The organism is Actinoallomurus rhizosphaericola, assembly GCF_024055675.1.
GTDB lineage: Bacteria > Actinomycetota > Actinomycetes > Streptosporangiales > Streptosporangiaceae > Actinoallomurus > Actinoallomurus soli.
This window is the reverse complement of record NZ_JAMXMW010000047.1, coordinates 1-3,426: the sequence shown is the minus strand read 5'-3', so window position 1 is coordinate 3,426 and position 3,426 is coordinate 1. Positions and strand designations below refer to the sequence as shown.

Here is a 3,426-nt window from a genome sequence, read left to right as displayed (position 1 = left end):
GTGTCCGGCGGCGTCCTACTCTCCCACACCGTCTCCAGTGCAGTACCATCGGCGCTGAAGGGCTTAACTACCGGGTTCGGAATGGGACCGGGTGTTTCCCCTTCGCCATAACCACCGAAACGACCAAATGAGACCGGTCTCGGGGGTCTGAATGTTCCCGGCCGTGTCCCGGGAACCGCATAGTGAACGCGAACAAAACGAGTGTGTGTCAAGCCACTCGGCCTATTAGTACCGGTCAACTCCACACCTCACGGTGCTTCCATCTCCGGCCTATCAACCCAGTCGTCTAGCTGGGGGCCTTACAACCACTAGGGTTGGGAGACCTCATCTGGAGGAAGGCTTCCCGCTTAGATGCTTTCAGCGGTTATCCCGACCGAACGTAGCCAACCAGCCATGCACCTGGCGGTACAACTGGCACACCAGAGGTTCGTCCGTCCCGGTCCTCTCGTACTAGGGACAGACCCTCGCAAGTCTCCTACGCGCACAGCGGATAGGGACCGAACTGTCTCGCGACGTTCTAAACCCAGCTCGCGTGCCGCTTTAATGGGCGAACAGCCCAACCCTTGGGACCTACTCCAGCCCCAGGATGCGACGAGCCGACATCGAGGTGCCAAACCTTGCCGTCGATATGGACTCTTGGGCAAGATCAGCCTGTTATCCCCGGGGTACCTTTTAGCCGTTGAGCGACACCACTTCCACACGTCGGTGCCGGATCACTAGGCCCTGCTTTCGCACCTGCTCGACATGTCTGTCTCACAGTCAAGCTCCCTTGTGCCCTTGCACTCAACACCTGATTGCCAACCAGGCTGAGGGAACCTTTGGGCGCCTCCGTTACTCTTTGGGAGGCAACCGCCCCAGTTAAACTACCCACCAGGCACTGTCCCCCACCCGGATACACGGGCGCGGGTTAGACGCTCGAAACGACCAGAGTGGTATTTCACCAACGACTCCACGATGACTGGCGTCACCGCTTCACAGTCTCCCACCTATCCTACACAAGACGCTCCAAACGCCAATGCCAAGCTATAGTGAAGGTCCCGGGGTCTTTCCGTCCTGCTGCGCGTAACGAGCATCTTTACTCGTAGTGCAATTTCACCGGGCCTGTGGTTGAGACAGTGGGGAAGTCGTTACGCCATTCGTGCAGGTCGGAACTTACCCGACAAGGAATTTCGCTACCTTAGGATGGTTATAGTTACCACCGCCGTTTACCGGCGCTTAGGTTCTCAGCTTCGCCACTCGAAAGCAGCTAACCGGTCCCCTTAACGTTCCGGCACCGGGCAGGCGTCAGTCCGTATACAGCGTCTTACGACTTCGCACGGACCTGTGTTTTTAGTAAACAGTCGCTTCCCCCTGGTATCTGCGACCCCCACCAGCTCACGAAGCTAGTCCGGTCACCAGCAGGGGCCCCCCTTCTCCCAAAGTTACGGGGGCAATTTGCCGAGTTCCTTAACCACAGTTCACCCGAGCGCCTTGGTATTCTCTACCTGACCACCTGAGTCGGTTTAGGGTACGGGCCGCCGACACACTCGCTAGAGGCTTTTCTTGGCAGCATGGGATCACTCACTTCACCTAAATCGGCTCGGCATCACATCTCAGGCTTAATGCACCACGGATTTACCTATGGTGCGCCCTACATGCTTACCCCAGGAACAACCATCGCCTGGGCTGAGCTACCCTCCTGCGTCACCCCATCACTTGCCTACTACCACCTCAGGTCCCGGCCGCACGCCGGCAAGATTCCCGAAGGAACCAAGCCACGATTGGAACGGTTAGTATCAGTGGGTTCAGCATGGGCGCGTGTCAGCGGGTACGGGAATATCAACCCGTTGTCCATCGACTACGCCTCACGGCCTCGCCTTAGGTCCCGACTTACCCTGGGCGGATTAGCCTGCCCCAGGAACCCTTGGTCATCCGGCGGAGGGGTTTCTCACCCCTCATTCGCTACTCATGCCTGCATTCTCACCCGCGCCACCTCCACACCTGGATCACTCCGATGCTTCCCCGGTGGCGCGGCGCTCCCCTACCCACCACAACCCCTGGACGCACAAGTACGCCTGGGTAATGTTGCAGTGCCACGGCTTCGGCGATGTGCTTGAGCCCCGCTACATTGTCGGCGCGGAATCACTTGACCAGTGAGCTATTACGCACTCTTTCAAGGATGGCTGCTTCTAAGCCAACCTCCTGGTTGTCACGGCAACTCCACATCCTTTACCACTTAGCACACGCTTAGGGGCCTTAGCCGGTGATCTGGGCTGTTTCCCTCTCGACTACGAACCTTATCGCCCGCAGTCTCACTGCCACGCTTCACTTACCGGCATTCGGAGTTTGGCTGACTTCAGTAAGCTTGTGGGCCCCCTAGGCCATCCAGTAGCTCTACCTCCGGCAAGAAACACGCGACGCTGCACCTAAATGCATTTCGGGGAGAACCAGCTATCACGGAGTTTGATTGGCCTTTCACCCCTACCCACAGGTCATCCCCCAGGTTTTCAACCCTGGTGGGTTCGGTCCTCCACACGGTCTTACCCGCGCTTCAACCTGCCCATGGGTAGATCACTCCGCTTCGGGTCTACAGCATGCGACTCAAAACGCCCTATTCAGACTCGCTTTCGCTACGGCTCCCCCACACGGGTTAACCTCGCCACACACCATAACTCGCAGGCTCATTCTTCAAAAGGCACGCCATCACACCACGACCCCGAAAGATCGCGGGAGCTCTGACGGCTTGTAGGCACACGGTTTCAGGTACTCTTTCACGACCCCTCACCGGGGCACTTTTCACCTTTCCCTCACGGTACTAGTCCGCTATCGGTCACCAGGGAGTATTCAGGCTTACCAGGTGGTCCTGGCAGATTCACACGAGATTTCACGAGCCCCGTGCTACTCGGGAAACACCCAATGAAGACAACAAGATTTCGCCTACCGGACTCTCACCGACTACGGTCGACCATCCCAGATCGTTCGACTACCCTGCTGTTTTATAACTCCACGCTCGGACGGCGGTCCAAGCAAGGGCGCTCCCACAACCCCACACACGCAACACCCGCCGGCTATCACACGCGCATGGTTTAGCCTCATCCCCTTTCGCTCACCACTACTCAGGGAATCACTGTTGTTTTCTCTTCCTGCGGGTACTGAGATGTTTCACTTCCCCGCGTTACCACCAACCGCCCTATACATTCAGACGGAGGCAACACCCCATGACAGGTGCTAGGTTTCCCCATTCGGAAATCCCCGGATCAACGCTCGGTTGCCAACTCCCCGGGGCATATCGCAGGCTCCCACGTCCTTCATCGGCTCCTGGTGCCAAGGCATCCACCGTGTGCCCTAAAAAACTTGAACACACTACAAAAAGAATAAGATGCTCGCGTTCACTATGCAGTTCTCAAAACACGGACAGAACCAACCCCCAGCCACCACCAAACCACC

At 57.6% G+C, this 3,426-nt stretch carries 2 rRNA genes; both read right to left on the bottom strand.

The window, feature by feature from the left end:
- Positions 1-2: 2 nt before the first annotated feature.
- A 5S ribosomal RNA gene (rrf, locus tag NE234_RS44015) occupies positions 3-119 on the bottom strand.
- Positions 120-204: 85 nt separating this feature from the next.
- Positions 205-3,339, bottom strand: a 23S ribosomal RNA gene (locus tag NE234_RS44010).
- Positions 3,340-3,426: the final 87 nt, after the last annotated feature.